Source organism: Sphingobium sp. FW306-1B-F04DB, assembly GCF_058781925.1.
In genome coordinates, this window is record NZ_JBYSXE010000107.1 from 1 (window position 1) to 2,514 (window position 2,514).

Genomic DNA, 2,514 nt, shown 5'->3' on the forward strand with positions numbered 1-2,514 from the left:
TGCACGAACCCGCTTCGCGGGAGGTTCGCGGGGGCGTGAGATAGCGTGGTAATCATAGGCTTTGGGCGGGGAGAGGCCGCCATCTGACCCTGGAGTTCCCTTTAACGAGAGGAGCTTCTCATGGACACCAACGCGACCGCCGCCCCGATCAGCCCGCTGCGCCAGCGGATGCAGCACGATATGATGATGCGGGGGCTGATGCCGCATACCCAGCAGCATTACATCCGCCACATTCGGCGCTTTGCCGCCTTCCTCAAGCGCCCTCCCGATACGGCGACGGCGGAGGACCTGCGCAACTTCCAGATCCACCAGCACGAGAGCGGCGCCAGTCCGATGACGATCAACAGCGCGGTTTCGGCACTGCGCTTCCTGTACACCGTGACGCTGCGGCGGCGGGATCTGGCGCATGGTCTGGTCGCGGTCCGCCGGCGCCACAAGATGCGCGAGGTTCTCAGCGTCGAGGAGGCCGCCCGGCTGCTCGAGGCGGCGCCTGGCATCAAGTACAAGGCGGCGCTCGGGGTTGCCTATGGCGCGGGCCTGCGCGTCTCCGAGGTTGCGCACCTCAAGGTCGACGATATCGACAGCACACGCATGCTGATCCGTATCGAGCAGGGCAAGGGCGGCAGGGATCGCAACGCCATGCTTTCCCCGCAGCTGCTCGAGCTGCTCCGGCTCTGGTGGCGCGAGGGCAAGCGGCGCGGCGTCATGTTCCCGCATGGCTGGCTGTTCCCGGGGCGCAGCTACACCGATCCGATCTCCTCGCGGCAGCTGCATCGCGCGGTCCAGGAAGCGGCCGAAGCCGCCGGGATCCGCAAGCGCGTCAGCCCGCACACGCTGCGCCACAGCTTTGCCACCCACCTGCTCGAGCAGGATGTCGATATCCGCGTGATCCAGGTCCTGCTCGGCCACGCCAGGCTCGACACCACCGCCATCTACACCAAGGTCTCCACCCGAACGATCCAGGCCGTGTCGAGCCCGCTCGACCGGCTCATGGCGCTGATCGAAGGTACCACGCCCCCCGGCTGAGCCGGTGCGCGCCGACCACGAGGTCGCCGATATCTTCCGCGCTGCTGGCCCCGCTTACCGGGCCGCCCATGCCGGGCACCTGAGCCTGGCCCAGCTTAAGGTCATGACGGCGATCGAGACCTGCCGTACCGCAGCGCTCGGCGGTCACACCGAGGCCTGTGAGGACTGCGGGCATCGGCGGATCGCCTATAACAGCTGCAGAAACCGACACTGCCCCAAATGCCAGGGCGCGGCGGCGCGCACCTGGCTGGCCGAGCGCGAGGCCGATTTGTTGCCCGTCGGCTATTTCCACGTCGTCTTCACGCTGCCCGCCGAGATCGCCGACATCGCCTTCCACAACAAGGCGCTGGTCTACGATCTGCTGTTCCGCGCGGGATCGGAAACGCTGCTGACCATCGCCGCCGATCCCAGGCACCTCGGCGTGCGCATCGGGATCACCGCCGTGCTCCATAGCTGGGGTTCAGCGATGACCTACCATCCACATGTCCATATGATCGTGCCCGGTGGCGGCATAGCGCTCGACGGGACGCGCTGGATATCCTCGCGCCCCGCCTTCCTGCTGCCGGTCCGCGTGCTGAGCAAGCTGTTTCGCCGCCTCTTCCTCACCCGATTGCTGGCGCTGCACGATGCAGGGCGGCTCGCCTTCTTCGGATCCCTGGCCGGCCTTGACGATCGCCGCGCCTTCCTGCGCCACCTGGCACCGGTCCGAAAGAAGCGCTGGGTGGTCTATGCCAAGCCGCCATTCGCCGGACCCGAGGCGGTGCTCGCCTATTTGTCGCGCTACACCCACCGCGTCGCCATCTCGAACCGACGCCTCATCGCCTTCGATGAGCGCGGCGTCACCTTGCGCTACAAGGATTATCGCCGCGACGCCACTCAGCGGCAGCAGGTCATGACGCTCGCCACCGACGAGTTCATCCGCCGCTTCCTGCTCCATGTCCTGCCGCGCGGATTCCACCGCATCCGCCACTATGGCCTGCTCGCCGGCTCCTCGCGCAAGGCGTGCCTCGAACAGGCGCGCCAATTGCTCGCGGTCGCCCCGCTATCCAAAGACGCGCCTGAGGAGATCGTCGAGATCCACCCGCTGTGTCCTTGCTGCGGCGGGCGCATGATCGTCATCGAGACCTTCGAGCGCTGGCGCCAGCCGCGCGCACCGCCATCCACCTCGACACCGATCCGGGAGATCTCGCCATGACCCGGCATGGCCTACCCATTCAGAGGATCGGGCCGTGCAGGCACCGGCCAGCGGGACGGCGCGGACCCTTCACCGCAATGGTGGCCGCCAGACGCCCAAGCACTATCGGAATTACTGCCGCAGCTCCTGTGGCCCAATCCGAATGTCGCTTGCCCAACCCGTCTCGCAGACCTCTTGCCCCGGCCCGCGACCGGCATTGGCACACCCCAAAGCACAAATCCCCATAGCGCAGAGAACGCGGATCGCGGGTTCCTGCATGTAAGGATTTCGTACGCTTATGCGCCCGAAATCCT

Annotated in this window: 2 protein-coding genes; both read left to right on the plus strand. The window is 66.7% G+C overall.

Features of this window, described 5'->3' with window-relative positions; genetic code table 11:
• The first annotated feature begins 120 nt into the window (after window positions 1–120).
• Window positions 121–1,026, plus strand: coding sequence for a tyrosine-type recombinase/integrase (locus AC3WJD_RS21860; RefSeq protein ID WP_492748939.1), 906 nt, complete (start codon window positions 121–123; stop codon window positions 1,024–1,026).
• Window positions 1,027–1,030: 4 nt separating this feature from the next.
• Window positions 1,031–2,221 carry an IS91 family transposase gene (locus AC3WJD_RS21865; RefSeq protein WP_492748940.1) on the plus strand — a complete coding sequence of 397 codons (1,191 nt, stop codon included), beginning with the start codon at window positions 1,031–1,033 and terminating at the stop codon, window positions 2,219–2,221.
• Window positions 2,222–2,514: the final 293 nt, after the last annotated feature.

Excerpts from the sequence above, each read along its gene's own strand:
- AC3WJD_RS21860 (WP_492748939.1), top strand. The coding sequence starts at position 121 with ATGGACACCAACGCGACCGCCGCCCCGATCAGCCCGCTGCGCCAGCGG.